At 71.6% G+C, this 15,461-nt stretch carries 13 protein-coding genes; 2 read left to right on the forward strand and 11 right to left on the reverse strand.

The genetic code is table 11. The features are described 5' to 3' along the window. Positions 1 to 30: 30 nt before the first annotated feature. The 6 genes from ABZ833_RS26575 to pdhA form a co-directional block, all read right to left on the reverse strand. Complete coding sequence (locus ABZ833_RS26575) at positions 31 to 1,143, reverse strand: potassium channel family protein (protein WP_361051128.1); 1,113 nt, start codon at positions 1,141 to 1,143, stop codon at positions 31 to 33. Further along, positions 1,140 to 2,741, reverse strand: a complete 1,602-nt coding sequence (locus ABZ833_RS26580; protein ID WP_361051131.1) for a molybdopterin molybdotransferase MoeA — start codon at positions 2,739 to 2,741, stop codon at positions 1,140 to 1,142. The genes ABZ833_RS26575 and ABZ833_RS26580 overlap by 4 nt, the downstream gene beginning before the upstream one ends. Then, entirely contained in the window at positions 2,738 to 3,859 is a 1,122-nt protein-coding gene (locus ABZ833_RS26585; RefSeq protein ID WP_361051134.1) for an NTP transferase domain-containing protein, read from the reverse strand. Before ABZ833_RS26585 ends, ABZ833_RS26580 begins: the two co-directional genes overlap by 4 nt. Positions 3,860 to 3,953: 94 nt before the next feature. Next, entirely contained in the window at positions 3,954 to 5,453 is a 1,500-nt protein-coding gene (locus ABZ833_RS26590; RefSeq protein WP_361051137.1) for a dihydrolipoamide acetyltransferase family protein, read from the reverse strand. Beyond that, complete coding sequence (locus ABZ833_RS26595; protein ID WP_361051140.1) at positions 5,435 to 6,463, reverse strand: alpha-ketoacid dehydrogenase subunit beta; 1,029 nt, start codon at positions 6,461 to 6,463, stop codon at positions 5,435 to 5,437. Before ABZ833_RS26595 ends, ABZ833_RS26590 begins: the two co-directional genes overlap by 19 nt. Then, positions 6,460 to 7,623 (reverse strand): pyruvate dehydrogenase (acetyl-transferring) E1 component subunit alpha, encoded by a 1,164-nt coding sequence (gene pdhA / locus ABZ833_RS26600; RefSeq protein WP_361051143.1) that lies wholly within the window; start codon positions 7,621 to 7,623, stop codon positions 6,460 to 6,462. The genes ABZ833_RS26595 and pdhA overlap by 4 nt, the downstream gene beginning before the upstream one ends. 190 nt (positions 7,624 to 7,813) lie before the next feature. Between pdhA and ABZ833_RS26605 the strand changes: the two genes are divergently transcribed. Further along, complete coding sequence (locus ABZ833_RS26605) at positions 7,814 to 8,338, forward strand: Lrp/AsnC family transcriptional regulator (RefSeq protein ID WP_249588844.1); 525 nt, start codon at positions 7,814 to 7,816, stop codon at positions 8,336 to 8,338. 45 nt (positions 8,339 to 8,383) lie between these two features. Here the strand turns inward: ABZ833_RS26605 and ABZ833_RS26610 are convergent, their stop codons facing one another. Together ABZ833_RS26610 and ABZ833_RS26615 are read right to left on the reverse strand one after the other, a co-directional pair. After that, positions 8,384 to 8,977, reverse strand: coding sequence for a TetR/AcrR family transcriptional regulator (locus ABZ833_RS26610; protein WP_361051146.1), 594 nt, complete (start codon positions 8,975 to 8,977; stop codon positions 8,384 to 8,386). After that, positions 8,974 to 10,491: a 3-hydroxyacyl-CoA dehydrogenase gene (locus ABZ833_RS26615; RefSeq protein ID WP_361051149.1), complete on the reverse strand. Its 1,518-nt coding sequence runs from the start codon at positions 10,489 to 10,491 to the stop codon at positions 8,974 to 8,976. The genes ABZ833_RS26610 and ABZ833_RS26615 overlap by 4 nt, the downstream gene beginning before the upstream one ends. A 195-nt stretch (positions 10,492 to 10,686) precedes the next feature. Here ABZ833_RS26615 and paaN point away from each other — a divergent pair, with 195 nt between their 5' ends. Further along, positions 10,687 to 12,378, forward strand: a complete 1,692-nt coding sequence (gene paaN, locus ABZ833_RS26620) for a phenylacetic acid degradation protein PaaN (protein ID WP_361051152.1) — start codon at positions 10,687 to 10,689, stop codon at positions 12,376 to 12,378. A 15-nt stretch (positions 12,379 to 12,393) separates the two neighbouring features. Here the strand turns inward: paaN and ABZ833_RS26625 are convergent, their stop codons facing one another. From ABZ833_RS26625 to ABZ833_RS26635, 3 genes are read right to left on the reverse strand one after another with little or no spacing between them, the layout of a single operon-like run. Beyond that, the gene (locus tag ABZ833_RS26625) at positions 12,394 to 13,173 is read right to left on the reverse strand and encodes an RNA methyltransferase (RefSeq protein ID WP_361051155.1); all 780 of its coding nucleotides are present in this window, start codon (positions 13,171 to 13,173) and stop codon (positions 12,394 to 12,396) included. Positions 13,174 to 13,189: 16 nt separating this feature from the next. Further along, complete coding sequence (locus ABZ833_RS26630) at positions 13,190 to 14,434, reverse strand: HTTM domain-containing protein (RefSeq protein ID WP_361051158.1); 1,245 nt, start codon at positions 14,432 to 14,434, stop codon at positions 13,190 to 13,192. Beyond that, positions 14,431 to 15,261 (reverse strand): DUF5819 family protein, encoded by an 831-nt coding sequence (locus ABZ833_RS26635; protein ID WP_361051161.1) that lies wholly within the window; start codon positions 15,259 to 15,261, stop codon positions 14,431 to 14,433. The genes ABZ833_RS26630 and ABZ833_RS26635 overlap by 4 nt, the downstream gene beginning before the upstream one ends. Between the last annotated feature and the right edge of the window lie 200 nt (positions 15,262 to 15,461).

The following is a 15,461-nucleotide window of genomic DNA, read 5'->3' on the forward strand; positions in this document are numbered from 1 at the left end:
GCTACTCCCTGCGGATTCCGGCCGGTCCGACTACGTGCGCAGACCGCCGCGCGGCGGATTCGACCGGGCGTCGGGCGCCATCGGTGACGTCGGCGTCGCCCGCACGATGGTGATCAGCCGGTCCATCAACTGGAGCTTCCCGACGGCAGGATCGTCGTATCCGAGCACCCGATGCCCGCGTACGACACTGACCACCAGGTCGTCCGTCTCGCGGACGCCCATCCCCACTTCGGCCTTTATCACCGGCCGTTCGACGAGATCGAGCCCGCTGCCCTGCTGGATCAGGTCCTCCATGACCATGCCCGCGCTCGGGCTGAGCACGGAGAGGCCGAGCAGCCGTCCCGCCGCGCTGGCACTGGTGATCACCGCGTCGGCGCCGGACTGGCGCAGCAGCGGCGCGTTCTCCTCCTCGCGCACCGCGGCCACGATCTTGGCCCCGCGGTTCATCTGCCGGGCGGTCAGCGTGACCAGGACGGCGGTGTCGTCGCGCTGGGTCGCGATGATGATCTGGCGGGCGCGCTGCACCTCGGCACGGAGCAGCACGTCGCTGCGCGTCGCATCGCCGATGACGCCCGCGTACCCCTCGGCTGTGGCGGCGTCGACGACCTTCGCGCTCGGGTCGACCACCACGATCTGCTCGGGCTTCAGACCGGTCGCACAGACGGTCTGGATCGCGGAGCGGCCCTTCGTGCCGAAGCCGACGACGACGGTGTGTTCACGCAAGTTGGACCTCCAGCGGTTCAGACGCCATTCCTCGCGCGTACGTTCCGTGAGTACTTCAAGGGTGGTACCGACCAGGATGATCAGGAAGAGCACACGCAGCGGCGTGATCAGGAGAATGTTGCAGAGCCGCGCGCTGTCGCTGTACGGGACGATGTCGCCGTAACCGGTGGTGGAGAGCGTGACGGTGGAGTAATAGGCGGCGTCGAGGAAGTCGAGCCCGTCGTCCGAGTTGTCGTGATAGCCGCTGCGGTCGATCCAGACGATGAAGGTCGTCAGGGCGAGCACGGCGAGCGCCATCATCAGCCGCTTGCCGACCTGCAGCAGGGGGCGCTCGACCACCCGGCGCGGCAGCTTGATCCGGTGGGTGACGAGGTGTTCGTCGGGGTGCCGGGCGATGGCGTCATGGCCGGGAAGTTTCACGTGAAACACTCTCCGGCTGTGTCTGGGGCGGTGGTGGCTGTGGCTGTGACTGGGTTCGTGGTCATGGCTGGGTTCGTGGTTGTGGCCGCGTCCGAGAGGGCCCACGGGAGGTCGAGGACCTCCAGCTCCTGGCCCTGTCGCCCGCCGCCCGGCGGGACGACGGCGAGCCCGTCGGCCACCGCGATACCGCGCAGCATCGCCGGGCCGTTGTAGTGCAGCGGCACCGCGTGGTCGGCGCGGAGCGTGACGGGGACGAGACGGGTGTCGCGCGGATGTCCGTGCACGTCCTCGCGCAGCTCGGCGGTGTACGCCGACGTGGCGGGGCGCCCCGAGAGCGTACGCAGCAGGGGCTCGGCCAGGGTCAGCAGGCCGGAGACGGCCGCGAGCGGATTGCCGGGCAGGCCGACGAGGTGCTGGTCGGGGCGGATGCGGGCGAGGAGCATGGGGTGCCCGGGGCGTACCGCGACACCGTCCACCAGGAGCTCGGCACCGATGCGGCGCAGGATGGGATGGACGTGGTCGACCGGTCCTGAGGCGGTACCACCGGTGGTGACGATGAGGTCGGCGGCGGAGCTGGTGATGGCCTGATGGAGCGCCTCGGCATCGTCACCGAGCCTGCGCACGGCGATGACTTCCGCGCCCAGTGAGCGCAGCCAGGGCGGAAGCATGGGCCCGAGCGCGTCGCGGATGAGGCCCTCGTGGGGGAGCCCCTCGGTCAGCAACTCATCGCCCAGGATCAGCACTTCGGCTCGGGGGCGGGGGACCACGGGCAGTTCGTCGTAGCCCGCGGCTGCCGCGAGACCGAGCACCGCCAGGGTCACCAGGGCGCCGGGCGGCAGCAGTTGATCGCCGGAGCGGCACTCCTGGCCGCGCGGCCGGATGTCCTGCCCGTGCGCGACGTCACGCCGGGGGTGCAGCCGCCCCTTGTCGTCGGTGAGGCCGTGCTCGCTGCGGATGACGGCGGTGGCCTCCTGCGGAATCCGCGCCCCTGTCGCGATCCGCACGGCCTCGCCGTCGGAGAGCGGGTCCGGCCGTCCGTGCCCGGCGAGGATCCCGTCGGCCCGCACGTCCCAGGGCCCGGGTCCCGCGACGACCCAGCCGTCCATCGCGGAGGTGTCGAAGGAGGGGAGATCCGTGAGGGCGACGAGGGGCGCGGCAAGGACGAGGCCGAGCGCCTGCCCCAGGGGGACGGCGACAGGCGCCGTGGTGGAGGGCACGGGCCGCGGGGCGCGACCGGCGAGGGTGCGGGCGACAGGCCAGGGGGTGATGTCCCGGTGGTCGCGGTGGTCGCGATGCTTGGCCGCCTGGGGATCTCCGTTCGGCGGCGCGCCCCGCTCGCGGGGCGCGGATGCGGCGGGCGTGCCGGGAGCGCTGGGAGTGCTGGGAGTGATGGGAGTGGCTGGTGTGCCGGGCGCGGGCGGCGGCTGGGGCACGGCTTCGTGGCCCAGGTTGCCCGAGGCGGCCGACGTACCCGCACCCCGAAGATCGCCGCCGCCGGGCTCACCGTCGGCGCGCCTGCCGGTCCTGCGGCCATGGTCGTCGTTCACCAGGGCGAGAGCCTCGTCGAGCTCGGCGTCCGGCGCGGGCTGCCCACTCATCCGGCATCCGGCCGCATGTCGTCCCGTGCGTCCTGCCCCGGGTCGGGGGCGGCACCCGGCGGCGTCGCGTCAGGCGCTGCCCCAGGCGTCGCGTCAGGCGCTGCGCCCGCTTCGGAGCCGCTCTCCTCCGCCCACCGCGTGGCCAGCGCCGCCGCCTTGCGGGCGGCCTCGGCCACGGCCTCGGGCCCGCCGCCCTCCGCGGCCCGCGCCGCCGCGTACCCCACCAGGAAGGTGGTCAGCGGAGCCGCGGGCCTGGCCACGCCGTGTGCGGCGTCGCGCGCGAGGTCGAGCAGCAAGTCGGTGTCGACGTCGAGCTCGATGCCCAGTTCGTCCTTGACTGCGGAAATCCATTCATCCAACACGTGCCCATGCTCCCTGATACGGGCCCGAGCGGCCGCGATGTCGTCCCAGGTGTCGCAGTCGAAGGACGCAACGGGGTCGGCGACCCGGGTGAGTTCGAGCCGCGCGGTGAGGGACCGCAGCGGAAGTCCTGTCAGACCGTCGTGCTCGGCGGCGAGCCGTGCGATCTCACGCTTCAGCGACGCACTGCGATAGGCCGCGACCAGCGGCTGGTCCCGGCCGCCGGGATCGCTCAGCACCGCACCGTCCGCGCCGCTCTTCCGCAGCGCGGCAAGAAGGCTGTGGACCGTCCGCTGCTCCAGGAACGGCAGATCGGCGGAGAGCGCCACGACCTGCTCCGCCCCCGTGCACCGCAGCCCCGCTTCGAGCGCGGCGAGCGGCCCCGCACCGGCGGGTTCCTCGCGCGCCCACACCACGGGGCGCGCGGTCGGACGGGGCCCGGCGACGACCACGGTCGTCCCCGCGCCGGAACACGCGCCGAGCACCCGGTCGAGCAGCGCCCGGCCGCCCACCCGCAGCCCCGGCTTGTCCGCACCGCCGAGCCGTCTGGCGCCGCCGCCCGCGAGGATCACGGCGTCGTACGGATCGTCGTAGGGACCATCGGTCGGGGTGGAATCCGGGGCAGCACTCGGAGCGGCCTTCGAGGCATCGGCCGGAGCGGCGTCCGGAGCATCGCTCAGGGCGGCGTCCGGAGCATCGGTCGGGGCGGCGTTCGAGGCGGCGGATACGGCGCCACCCGGAACCCTCTGCGCGGTCATCCCCCGAGTATGGGCGCACGAAGGATCAATGCCACCCCCCTGTACGGGGACTCACATCACCGCGCCGGGACTCACACCGCCGCCCCGAACCTCCTCACACCGACCGCAGCAGCACCGCCGGCTGCTCCACGCAGTCCGCCACGAACCGCAGGAACCCGCCCGCCGTGCCGCCGTCGCACACCCGGTGATCGAAGGTCAGCGAGAGCTGCACGACGTGCCGCACCGCCAACTCCCCTTGGTGCACCCACGGCTTGGGCACGATCCGGCCCACGCCGAGCATGGCCGCCTCGGGGTGATTGATGATCGGCGTGGAGCCGTCGACCCCGAACACCCCGTAGTTGTTCAGCGTGAACGTGCCGCCCGTCAGCTCCGCCGGCGTCAGCTTTCCGTCCCGGGCGGCCTCCGTGAGCCGGATCAGCTCGGCGTTGACGGAGTCGGTGGTCCGCGTGTTCGCGTTCCGGACCACGGGGACGACCAGGCCGCGGTCGGTCTGCGCGGCGAAGCCGAGGTGGACATCGGCGAGCCGGACCACCTCGCGCGCCTCCGTGTCCACCGTGGAGTTGAGCATCGGATAGCGGGCCAGCGCGGCCACGCTGATGCGGGCGAACAGAGCGAGCAGGGAGATCTTCCGCCCCTCGCCCTCCTTCGCGGCTCCGTTCATCGCGGCGCGCGCCGCGAGCAGTTCCGTCGCGTCGGCGTCGACCCAGCAGGTGGCTTCCGGTATCTCGCGCCTGCTGCGGGACATCTTGTCCGCGACGAGGCCCCGGATGCCGGTCAGCGGATAGCGGACCTCCGCCCCCGTCGGGGCAACGCGCGGCTCCTCGCTCACCGCTCCCACCGGTGTGTGCGTGGGCGTGCCCTCGTGCGTGGGCGTGGGCTCGTACGCAGGCGTGGCCGCGTGTGCGGGCGCCCGCCCCGCCGCGATGGCGCTCTCCACGTCCGCCCTCGTGATCAGCCCGTCAGGTCCCGTGCCCATCAGGACACGGAGATCCACGTCGTTCTCCCGCGCCAGCTTGCGTACGAGGGGGGAGATCACCGGTATCGGGCCGTCCGTGCGCGGGAACGTGCCCGCCCCCGAAGACCCCGAGGCCTCGGACGACGGCTTCTCCTGCCGGACAGCCTGCGGGACGGGCTGGGCGGCAGGCTTCGGCGCGGGCCGCGTGACAGGACCCGCCGAGCGCACCCTCCTGCGCCGCGCGGGCGCCGCGGCCGTGCCGTACCCGACCAGCACGTTGCCGGAGGACTCCTCGGCGGCAGCCGTCTGCAGGGCCCGCTCCGCCGGCTCCTCCGGAGCCGAAGCAGGGCTCCCCGCCGGGGCGCCGACGGCGACCGTCAGCAGCGGCGCGCCCACCGGAAGTTCCGTCCCCTCCTCGCCGAAGCGGGCCGTCACCACGCCTCCGTACGGGCAGGGCACCTCCACCAGCGCCTTGGCCGTCTCCACCTCGACGACGGGCTGGTCCACGGCGACGACATCGCCGACCTGCACGAGCCAGCGGGTGATCCCCGCCTCCGTGAGCCCCTCGCCGAGGTCGGGCAGCTTGAACTCGAGACTGTTCACATTCAGACCGGGCGCCATCAGCTGTCCGCCTCCCACTGCAGTCGCGCGACCGCGTCCAGGATCCGGTCCACGCCCGGCAGATGATGCCGTTCGAGCATGGGCGGCGGATAGGGAATGTCGAATCCGGCGACGCGCAGGACCGGCGCCTCCAGGTGGTGGAAGCACCGCTCCGTGACGCGAGCGGCGATCTCGCCGCCGGGGCCGCCGAACCCGCCCGACTCGTGCACGACGACCGCGCGCCCGGTCCGCCGCACGGAAGCGGCCACCGTCTCGTCGTCGAAGGGCACGAGCGAGCGCAGATCGACCACTTCGAGGTCCCACCCCTCGGCGACGGCCGCCTCGGCCGCCTCCAGACAGACGGGCACGGACGGCCCGTACGTGAGGAGCGTGGCGCTGCGGCCGGGGCGCCGCACCACTGCCTTGCCTATGGGTTCAACGGCCTGCGGCGCGTCCGGGTTCCAGTCGGCCTTCGACCAGTAGAGGCGCTTCGGCTCCAGGAAGACGACGGGGTCGTCGGAGGCGATGGCGGCCCTCAGCAGGCCGTAGGCGTCGGCGACCGTGGCGGGCGTGACGACATGGAGCCCCGGAGTCGCCATGTAGTACGCCTCGGAGGAGTCGCTGTGGTGCTCGACTCCGCCGATGCCGCCGCCGTAGGGCACGCGCACCGTGATGGGCATCGGCATCGCGCCCCTCGTGCGGTTCCGCATCCGCGCGACGTGGGAGATCAGCTGCTCGAAGGCGGGGTAGGCGAACGCGTCGAACTGCATCTCGACGACGGGCCGGAGCCCGTACATCGCCATGCCGACGGCCGTTCCCAGGATCCCGGCCTCGGCGAGCGGCGTGTCCGTACAGCGGTCCTCACCGAACTCCTTGGTGAGTCCGTCGGTGACGCGGAAGACCCCGCCGAGCGCCCCGACGTCCTCTCCGAGGACGTGCACGGCCGGGTCCTCGGCCAGGGAGTCACGCAGCGCGCGCCCGAGCGCCTGCGCCATGGTGGCCGGTTTGGCTGCCTTCTTGGTGGCCCGTTCGGCCGCGACCGTACTCATCGCGCGTTCTCCTCGCCGTCCGCGTCGTCTGCGTCGTCTGCGTCCGAGGCCTCGAGCTCGGCCCGCAACTGCGCCGCCTGCTCGCGCAGTTGGGTGGTCTGCTCGGCGTACACATGGCTGAAGAGGTCCATGGGGTTCAGCTCTGCGTCCTGGTTCATGCGCTCACGCAGGTCGGCCGCCATCGCCTCGGCGTCGTCGCGGGCCGCCCGCCTGCGGTCCTCGTCGAGGAGTCCGCGCTCGGTCAACTCCCGCTCCAGGAGCAGGATCGGGTCGTGCGCGCGCCAGGCCTCGACCTCGGTGTCCCCGCGGTAGCGCGTGGCGTCGTCGGCGTTCGTGTGGGCTTCCATGCGGTACGTCACCGCTTCGACGAGCGTGGGGCCGCCGCCCGCGCGTGCGCGGGACACCGCGTCGCTCAGCACCTCGTGCACCGCCGCCGCGTCATTGCCGTCCACCAGGCGTCCCGGCATTCCGTACCCGACGGCCTTGTGGGCCAGGGACGGGGCGGCCGTCTGCTTGTCGAGGGGCACGGAGATCGCGAAGCCGTTGTTCTGCACCAGGAAGACGACGGGCGCCTGCCAGACGGCCGCGAAGTTCAGCGCCTCGTGGAAGTCGCCCTCGCTCGTGCCGCCGTCGCCGACCATGGCGAGCGCGACCACGTCGTCGCCCTTCAGGCGGGCGGCGTGTGCGAGACCCACGGCATGCGGGAGCTGCGTCGCCAGAGGGGTGCACAGGGGCGCTATGCGGTGCTCGCGCGGGTCGTACCCGGTGTGCCAGTCGCCGCGCAGCAGGGTCAGCGCCTGGACGGGGTCGAGGCCACGGGCGACCGCGGCGAGCGTGTCGCGATAGCTGGGGAAGAGCCAGTCCCGCTCCTGGAGAACCAGCGCGGCGGCCACCTCGCACGCCTCCTGGCCGGTGCTGGAGGGGTAGACGGCGAGCCTGCCCTGCTTGGTCAGGGCCGTCGCCTGCGTGTTGTACCGCCGTCCGAGCACCAGCTGTGCGTACAGGCGGCCCAGGAGCTCCTCGTCGGCCTTGCCGGCGGCCTCCGTGCCCAGGACGCGATACGGCTCCGCGTCGGGCAGCAGCGGCGCGGGATCGGTCCTGAGCTGCCATGCGGGTGGCGGGGTGGGCCGGTAGACGCCCCGCTGCTCCATGACCGTCATGTCGGCACCTCCATGTGGAAGCGGTCTCCTCGTGGGAGCGGCAAAAGAGGCGCGGCAATGTGAGGCGCCTCACCTACCGATTGTTCGGTCGTCGGCACATTTTGGCTACAGGCACCTCCAGGCTGTGGACAAACGGTTCTGCACAGCCTGGGATGGATGCAGTACGTCCATGGTAGGGAGGCGGGGGGACATGGCATCTGAACGAATGGCCGACGGGCGCGACGGTGATCGTCCGGAAACCCGGTCAGGCGACCGCCAGGAGGGCCTGCCCCGCCCCCTGGACTCCATCGACCGCGACATCCTGCACATCCTGCACACGGACGGTCGCGCGTCGATACGCGCCGTGGCCGAGCGGGTCCATGTGTCGCGGGCCAACGCGTACGCGCGCATCAACCGGCTCATCGACGACGGGGTGATCCGCGGCTTCGGCGCCCGGATCAACCACGAACGGGCAGGCCAGGGCGCGTCCGCCTACATCACGCTCAAGATCGTCCAGAACACCTGGCGCACGGTCCGCGAGCACCTGCGGACGCTGCCGGGCGCCTCGCACATCGCGCTGGTCAGCGGCGACTTCGACGTACTGCTCCTGGTGCACACGCCGGACAACCGCGCGCTGCGCGAGCTGGTCCTCACCCGGCTTCAGTCCATCCCCGAAGTGCTCAGCACGCGAACGCTGCTGGTCTTCGAGGAGGACGACCTGGAGGCGGAGAACTGATCTGCCGGCCGGAGAAGTGGGCCTGCCGGCCGGAGAGCTGGTCCGTCAGCCGCCGCTGCGCAGCCCCGCGAAGGCCATCTGGACGACGGCGTCGGCGACCTGCTGTCCCGACGAGGCACCGCGGGCGTCCGGCCGGTACCACTCCGCGATGGAGTTGATCATTCCGAAGAGCAGCCGGGTGGCCAGGCGCATCTCGACGTCCGAGCGCAGGTCGCCGTCGGCGACGGCTTCCTTGAGCAGATCGGCGACCTGCTGGTCGAACTCCCTGCGCCGCTCCATGGCCCACCGCTCGGTGTCCGTGTTGCCGCGCACGCGCAGCAGCAGCGTCACATAGGGCAGTTCGGCGATCAGCACCTCGACGGTGCGGCGCGTGACGTGCTCCAGGCGCTGCACGGCGGTGCCCACGCGCGCGTGCTCCTCGGCGAGGATCCCGAAGAGCCCGTCGAGCGCCCGGCTGACCGCGCGGCGCAGCAGCTCTTCCTTGCCCGATACGTGGTGGTAGATCGAGGACTTGGAGATTCCGGCCGCCTTGGAGAGGTGCTCCATGGACGTGCCGTCGTAGCCGCGCTCGTTGAAGATCCGGACGGCCACCGTCAGAAGGCTCTCCGGGGTGTATGTGTCGCGCCTGGTGGTGTTCATGAGTAGAGGTCCTCTCGCGCTGCCGCTCGGCGAAGCGCCTGGGACGGTGCGTAGCGGCCGGTGGGGTACTCCTGGTGCAGGCATTCCAGGATGTCGATGGCCCAGTGCAGGTTGAGCGCCTCGCCCCATTCGAGCGGTCCACGCGGGTAGTTGACGCCCAGGAGCATCGCCGTGTCGACGTCCTCCCTGCTGGCGACACCGCGCGCGACGGCGTCCTGGGCGAAGTCGACGAGCATGGCGACGGTACGGGCCACGATCATCCCCGGGACATCGGCGATGACGCTGACCTGCTTGCCCAGCGCCTGGAAGAGGCCCACGGCCTCCTGGAGCTGCTCCTCGCTCACCGCCACGGAGGGCGCCAGGGCGATCCTGGTCGCGGAACGGTAGTCCAGCGCGAGATCGAACTGGATCACCGCCGTCTCGGCGTCGTCCGCGGCGCATCCGTCAGCCAGATACATCCTTACGCCGCTGGGCAGTTCCATCCACCCGGGGCGGTCGGGGTCGTAGGGCTCCTTGAGCACGATGTCGATCCCGGCCTCGTCGATCAGCTTGACGACGTCGTGCGCCTGGAACTGGTCCCCATGCACCGCGACGGACGCCGGGGCCGGTGCGGGCGCCGCCGTGTGGGGCTCCGCGCGCGAGGCGTCGTCCCCGTACGCGTACCAGCCCTGGCCGGACTTGCGGCCCAGGCGGCGCGACTCGACGAGACGGCGCTGGGCGAGCGACGGCGTGAACTTGGGGTCCTGGAAGAAGGACTCCCACACGGAGCGGGTGACGGCTTCGTTCACGTCCTGGCCGATGAGGTCGGTGAGCTCGAAGGGGCCCATCTTGAAGCCGCCCGATTCGCGCAGGACGGCGTCGATGGTGGCCGGGTCGGCGGCCCGCTCCTCATAGAGGCGCAGCGCCTCGGCGTAGAAGGGGCGGGCGATGCGGTTGACGATGAAGCCGGGGGTGTCCGCGCTGCGCACCGGCGTCTTGCCCCAGGCCCGCGCTGTCTCGTACGCGCGCGTGGCCGCCGTTTCGTCGCTCGCGAAGCCGCTGACGACCTCGACGAGGGGGAGGAGCGGCGCGGGGTTGAAGAAGTGCAGGCCGACGAAGCGGCCGGGCTTCTTGAGCGTGCCCGCGACGGCGGTGACGGAGAGCGAGGACGTGTTGGTGGCGAGGAGACAGTCCTCGGCGACGATCTCTTCCAGCTCTTCGAAGAGGCGCTGTTTGACAGGCAGTTGTTCCACGATCGCCTCGATGACCAGTCCGCACCCGGCCAGCCCGGCGAGGCTGTCGACCGGGACGAGCCGGTCCCCCGCGGCGGCGCGGTCGCCGGCCGTGAGCCTGCCCTTCTCGACGAGCCGGTCCAGGCGTGCGCCGATCGCCGCGGCGGCGGTCCTCGCCTGGCCCTCCACGGCGTCGTACAGCCGCACGGGGTGGCCCGCCAGCAGAGCGACCTGGGCGATGCCCTGCCCCATGGTGCCGGTGCCGACCACGGCAACGGGGCTGCTGAGCTCGAGTGCTGTCATGCTCGCGATCCTCCCGCACGAGGTGCCCGCCGGAGGGTGCGGGGTGCCCGGCGAGAAGTTGTCCACAGGTTCGGCGGACCCCCTTGTCCCGACCGATCGTTCGGTTACTCTAGCTCTGTCCGTCCGTTCCTGCCCACTGCCCTGCCCAGCTCGCCGGCTCGACGAAGAGCCGGCTCGACGAGGAGTTGGTCCGATATGGCCGCCGAACTCACCGCGCACCAGCTGATCGCCACGCACCGGCCCACACTCGACCAGGCGCTGGAGACGATCCGCACGCGCGCGTACTGGTCGCCGCACCCCGAGCACCCCAAGGCCTATGGAGAGAACGGCAGCCTGAGCCTGCCCGAGGGCAAAGCCGCCTTCGACGCCCTCCTGGGCAACCGCTTCGACCTCGACCAACCGGGCACGGACGACTGGACCGGAGCGGAAGTCTCTCCGTACGGGCCCGAGTTGGGCATCACGTACCCCCACCCGGACATCGACACACTGCTGCCCGCCATGCGCGCCGGAATGCGTGCCTGGCGCGACGCGGGCGCGGAAGTGCGCGCGATGGTCTGTCTGGAGATCCTGTCGCGCATCAGCGCGCGCACGCACGAGCTGGCGCACGCGGTCATGCACACCAGCGGCCAGGCCTTCATGATGGCCTTCCAGGCGGGCGGACCGCACGCCCAGGACCGCGGCCTGGAAGCGGTGGCGTATGCGTACGTCGAGCAGGCCCGCACCCCTGACAACGCGGAGTGGTCCAAGCCCCAGGGCAAGCGCGACCCGATCGCCCTGGACAAGCGCTTCACGCCCGTGGCCCGCGGCATCGCGCTCCTGATCGGCTGCAACACGTTCCCGACGTGGAACGGCTACCCCGGCCTGTTCGCCTCCCTGGCGACCGGCAACCCCGTTCTGGTCAAGCCCCACCCGCGCGCGGTGCTGCCGCTCGCGCTGACGGTGCGCATCGCGCGCGAGGTCCTCGCCGACGCGGGCTTCGACCCGAACCTGGTGTGCCTGGCCGCCGAGCGGCCGGGCGAGGGCATCGCCAAGACCCTCGCCGTTCGCCCCGAGATCAAGATCATCGACTACACGGGCTCGACGGCCTTCGGTGACTGGCTGGAGGCCAACGCCCGCCAGGCGCAGGTCTACACGGAGAAGGCCGGCGTGAACACGGTCGTCGTCGACTCGACGGACAACTACAAGGGGATGCTGTCCAACCTGGCCTTCTCCTTGTCGCTGTACAGCGGCCAGATGTGCACGACCCCGCAGAACCTCCTGATCCCCCGGGACGGCATCGCGACGGACGCCGGAGCGAAGTCGTACGACGACGTGGTGTCCGACCTCGCCGCGTCGGTGAACGGCCTGCTCGGTGACGACGCCCGCGCGAACGGCATCCTGGGCGCCCTGGTCAACCCGGACGTGAAGGCCCGCCTGGAGGCAGCGACCGGTCTCGGCGAAGTGGCTCTCCCCTCACGGGAGATCAGCAACCCCGAGTTCCCGGACGCCGTGGTCCGCACCCCGGTCATCGTCAAGCTGGACGGCGCGAAGCCGGACGCCGAGGCGGTCTATCTGAACGAGTGCTTCGGCCCCGTCTCCTTCGCCGTCGCGGTCGACTCCTCGGCGGACGCCGTGGAGTTGCTGCGCCGCACGGTGCGCGACAAGGGCGCGATGACGGTCGGCGCGTACACGACGTCGGACGAGGTGTCCGGCGCCGTGGAGGAGACCTGCCTGGAGGAGTGCGCCCAGCTCTCCTTGAACCTCACGGGCGGCGTCTATGTGAACCAGACGGCGGCGTTCTCGGACTTCCACGGCTCGGGCGGCAACCCGGCGGCGAACGCCGCCCTGTGCGACGGCGCCTTCGTGGCCAACCGCTTCCGTGTGGTGGAGATCCGCAGGGACGCCTGACGCCCGGCGGCGGGTTCAGGCCTCCGTGCCCGGGGGCCTGCCCGCCGACCAGTGGAAGAGGGTCATCCCGACGCTGGTGGCCAGGTTGTAGCTGGAGACCTGGGGCCGCATCGGCAGCGACACCAAGTGGTCGGCGCGCTCCCGCAGAGGCGCGGACAGACCACTGCGCTCGGACCCGAAGGCCAGCACGGCGTCGTCCGGGAGCTTGAGGCCACGGATGTCCTCGCCCTCCGCGTCGAGCGCGAACACCGGCCCCGGCGGCAGCTCGGAAACGTCCATCCGCTCGACGGCCGTGGCGAAGTGCAGGCCCGCGCCACCGCGCACGACCGTGGGATGCCAGGGGTCGAGCGTGCCGGTCGTGACGACTCCCGTCGCCCCGAATCCCGCGGCGAGCCGGATCACGGCCCCGGCGTTGCCCAGATTGCGGGGGTCGTCGAGGACGACGACCGGCGTGGTCCTCGGCATGCGGGCCAGCGCGTCGAGGTGGGCGGCACGGGACGGACGTACCGCCAGGGCGGCCACCCCCGTGGGATGCAGACGCGGCACAAGGGCGCGCAGGGTGCCCTCGGGGACCTGGACGAGGAGCGCGTCGAGGGCGTCCTTCACATCGGGCGCGAGGTCGTCGGCGAGGGCGAGGACCGAGGCCTTGTCCCCGGCCAGCGCCGAGGGGATCGGCGCTCCGAAGCGCAGCGCGTGCTTGATGGCGTGGAAGCCGTCGAGGAGCACGGAGGTGTCGGCGACCTCGCGCCAGGCACGCAGGGCGTCGTCCGGATCAGGCTGGTGCGTCCCGTTCATCCCGCGTACGTCCCGTTCATGAAGGGAAGCCTACGCGCGCGTGCTCGGTGGATTCCCTGGCCGGTTCCTCGTCGGCCCCCCGCTGCACCGGCACCGTACGACCGCGTGGCAACCGCGCGAACAGCGCTCCACGCGCGCGTGCCGTCCAGCCGCCTACGCGTCGCAGGAACGACGTCGGCAGGAACACCGCGTCGGCCGCGATCATCGCGAGCGAGAAGAACGGCAGGCCGAGGATGACCGCGATGACCGCGTGCTCGCAGATCATGGCGGCGAGCAGGACGTTCTTGACCCGCCTGTTGAAGAGGGTGAAGGGGAAGGCGACCTGCACGGCGACCGTCCCGTACGTCACCAGCATCACCATGAGGCCGTGCGAGGCGAGCAGGTCGGAGAGCGCGGGCCAGGGGGAGAAGTAGTCGAGGCGCAGCGGGTAGTAGATCGCCGTGCCGTCCTGCCAGCGGCTGCCCTGGATCTTGTACCAGCCGGCCGTCGCGTAGATCAGACACGCCTCGACCATGATCACCAGCAGTGCGGCGTTGTGCGCGAGCTTCACGACGACGTCGAGGAGCCTGTGCCCCTCGCCGTCGGGCGCGCGCCGTCCGACGGCCCACCACAGGCCGTGCGACAGCCACAGCCCCCAGAAGACCAGCAGCCAGCCGCCGCTGAGCTCCCCCATGAACGTCACCACGGACAGGCCGAGCCCAAGGACCCACCACAGCACGGGCCCGACCCGGTCGACGGGCGCCGCCTCCTCCAGATCTGCGGGCCGGCCGACCGGCGCCGTACGCGCGCGTGCGGCGCGCCGGGCGTCGAGCGACCAGACCTGGCCGCAGCGCGTGAACACCAGGTAGGTGGCCATCAGGTGGATGACGTTGTCGCCGCCGTCACCCATGAAGATCGAGCGGTTCTGCAGCGAGAGCACACCGATCATGAAGATCACGGACATCGTGCGGGTGCGCCAGCCGAGCATCAGCAGGACGCTGCTGAGGACGGCAAGCGCGTAGAGGGCCTCGAACCAGACGCGCCCGTCGGACCACATCAGGGCCGTGAAGGCGTGGTTCTCCGCGATGAGCTGCTGGGCCATGTCCCAGCTCCACGGGCTGTCGGGCCCGTACAGCTCGTGGCGGTTGGGGAGTTCGCGCAGCAGGAAGAGCAGCCAGGTGGCGGCGAACCCGATGCGGACCACGGCGGTCTGGTAGGGACCGAGGGCGGATGCGGTGATCCGTTCGATGCCGTGGCCGAGCACGGAGCCGAAGCGCTTCATCGGGCGTCCCCCTCGGACTCCTGGGCCCTGCCCAGCGGCATGTCGTCGGGTGTCACCGGCCACCACGGCAACTGGCGGAGCACCGGTTTGGCGGTGACCTTCTCGTCGCTCCACTCGGGGGCGGGCACGTTCGTGGTCTTGGAGCGGACCTGGACGCGCTCGACGGTGGCACCCCGGCCCATGGGCTCCTCGCGCTCGACACGCATCACGACGATGCGGCGGACGTAGCGCTCCGAGAGCTGTCCGCGCAGGCCGCGGGGACGATTCTGCGCGTCGTGCGCGGCGACGTAGAAGTCCCAGGCCCTGCGCAGTTCGTTCTGCTGCGTGTGGCTGGGCAGCAGATTGCCGTCGATGTCGGCGCCGTCGCGCGCGGAGAGGTCGTACCAGCCGGTGGTCCGGGTGCTTCCGTCGCCCGTACGGATCTCGGCGCGGGCCTGCACCGCGATGTTCTGCTGCATCGGGTTGGGCGCGAAGAGCTTCCAGTTCTGCTCGAACTCGGGATAGATCCAGTCGTCGACGGCCTGCCCGTGCTGCTTGGTCATGGTGTTCGCGGGGGCGACGTGGAGGAAGAGCATCCCGACGTGGACGCAGGCCGTGACGGTGATGAGGGCCAGCGCCAGCGCGGCGGCGACCTGGTAGCGCGGAGAGAGGGCGGCGATGCCTGCGCGGGGCGGCCGGGGCGGGGGCGCGGCCGGGATGCCGGTGGGCGGCGGGGTGGCCGGGACGCCGTCGGAGGGCGGGGTGGCCGCGACGCCGTCGGCGGGTGAGGGGACGGCGTTGAAGGATGGGAGCGGCGGCTCGTTCGCGTTGTTGTCGTTCGCGTCCATTCCGCCCCGATTCCCGATCCCGCACGGTGGTGTGCGCCCGTCGGCCCGCCCGTCACACGGCTCTCTACCGCCCGCTTCGCACCGGAACGGTACTCATGCCTGCGCGCCAGGCACAGCTTCCGTGAAGTTATCCACAGGGTTGACACCTTATGGCGCTGAGCCGCACCATTGAATTCCACGAACCGAACGATCGGTCGGTA

The sequence above is a fragment of the Streptomyces sp. NPDC047525 genome, from assembly GCF_040643025.1.
GTDB lineage: Bacteria > Actinomycetota > Actinomycetes > Streptomycetales > Streptomycetaceae > Streptomyces > Streptomyces durmitorensis.

Excerpts from the sequence above, each read along its gene's own strand:
- ABZ833_RS26605 (WP_249588844.1), top strand. The coding sequence starts at position 7,814 with ATGGCATCTGAACGAATGGCCGACGGGCGCGACGGTGATCGTCCGGAA.
- pdhA (WP_361051143.1), bottom strand. The coding sequence starts at position 7,623 with ATGACGGTCATGGAGCAGCGGGGCGTCTACCGGCCCACCCCGCCACCC.
- ABZ833_RS26610 (WP_361051146.1), bottom strand. The coding sequence starts at position 8,977 with ATGAACACCACCAGGCGCGACACATACACCCCGGAGAGCCTTCTGACG.
- ABZ833_RS26630 (WP_361051158.1), bottom strand. The coding sequence starts at position 14,434 with ATGAAGCGCTTCGGCTCCGTGCTCGGCCACGGCATCGAACGGATCACC.
- ABZ833_RS26625 (WP_361051155.1), bottom strand. The coding sequence starts at position 13,173 with ATGAACGGGACGCACCAGCCTGATCCGGACGACGCCCTGCGTGCCTGG.
- ABZ833_RS26585 (WP_361051134.1), bottom strand. The coding sequence starts at position 3,859 with ATGACCGCGCAGAGGGTTCCGGGTGGCGCCGTATCCGCCGCCTCGAAC.
- paaN (WP_361051152.1), top strand. The coding sequence starts at position 10,687 with ATGGCCGCCGAACTCACCGCGCACCAGCTGATCGCCACGCACCGGCCC.
- ABZ833_RS26635 (WP_361051161.1), bottom strand. The coding sequence starts at position 15,261 with ATGGACGCGAACGACAACAACGCGAACGAGCCGCCGCTCCCATCCTTC.
- ABZ833_RS26615 (WP_361051149.1), bottom strand. The coding sequence starts at position 10,491 with ATGACAGCACTCGAGCTCAGCAGCCCCGTTGCCGTGGTCGGCACCGGC.
- ABZ833_RS26580 (WP_361051131.1), bottom strand. The coding sequence starts at position 2,741 with ATGAGTGGGCAGCCCGCGCCGGACGCCGAGCTCGACGAGGCTCTCGCC.
- ABZ833_RS26595 (WP_361051140.1), bottom strand. The coding sequence starts at position 6,463 with ATGAGTACGGTCGCGGCCGAACGGGCCACCAAGAAGGCAGCCAAACCG.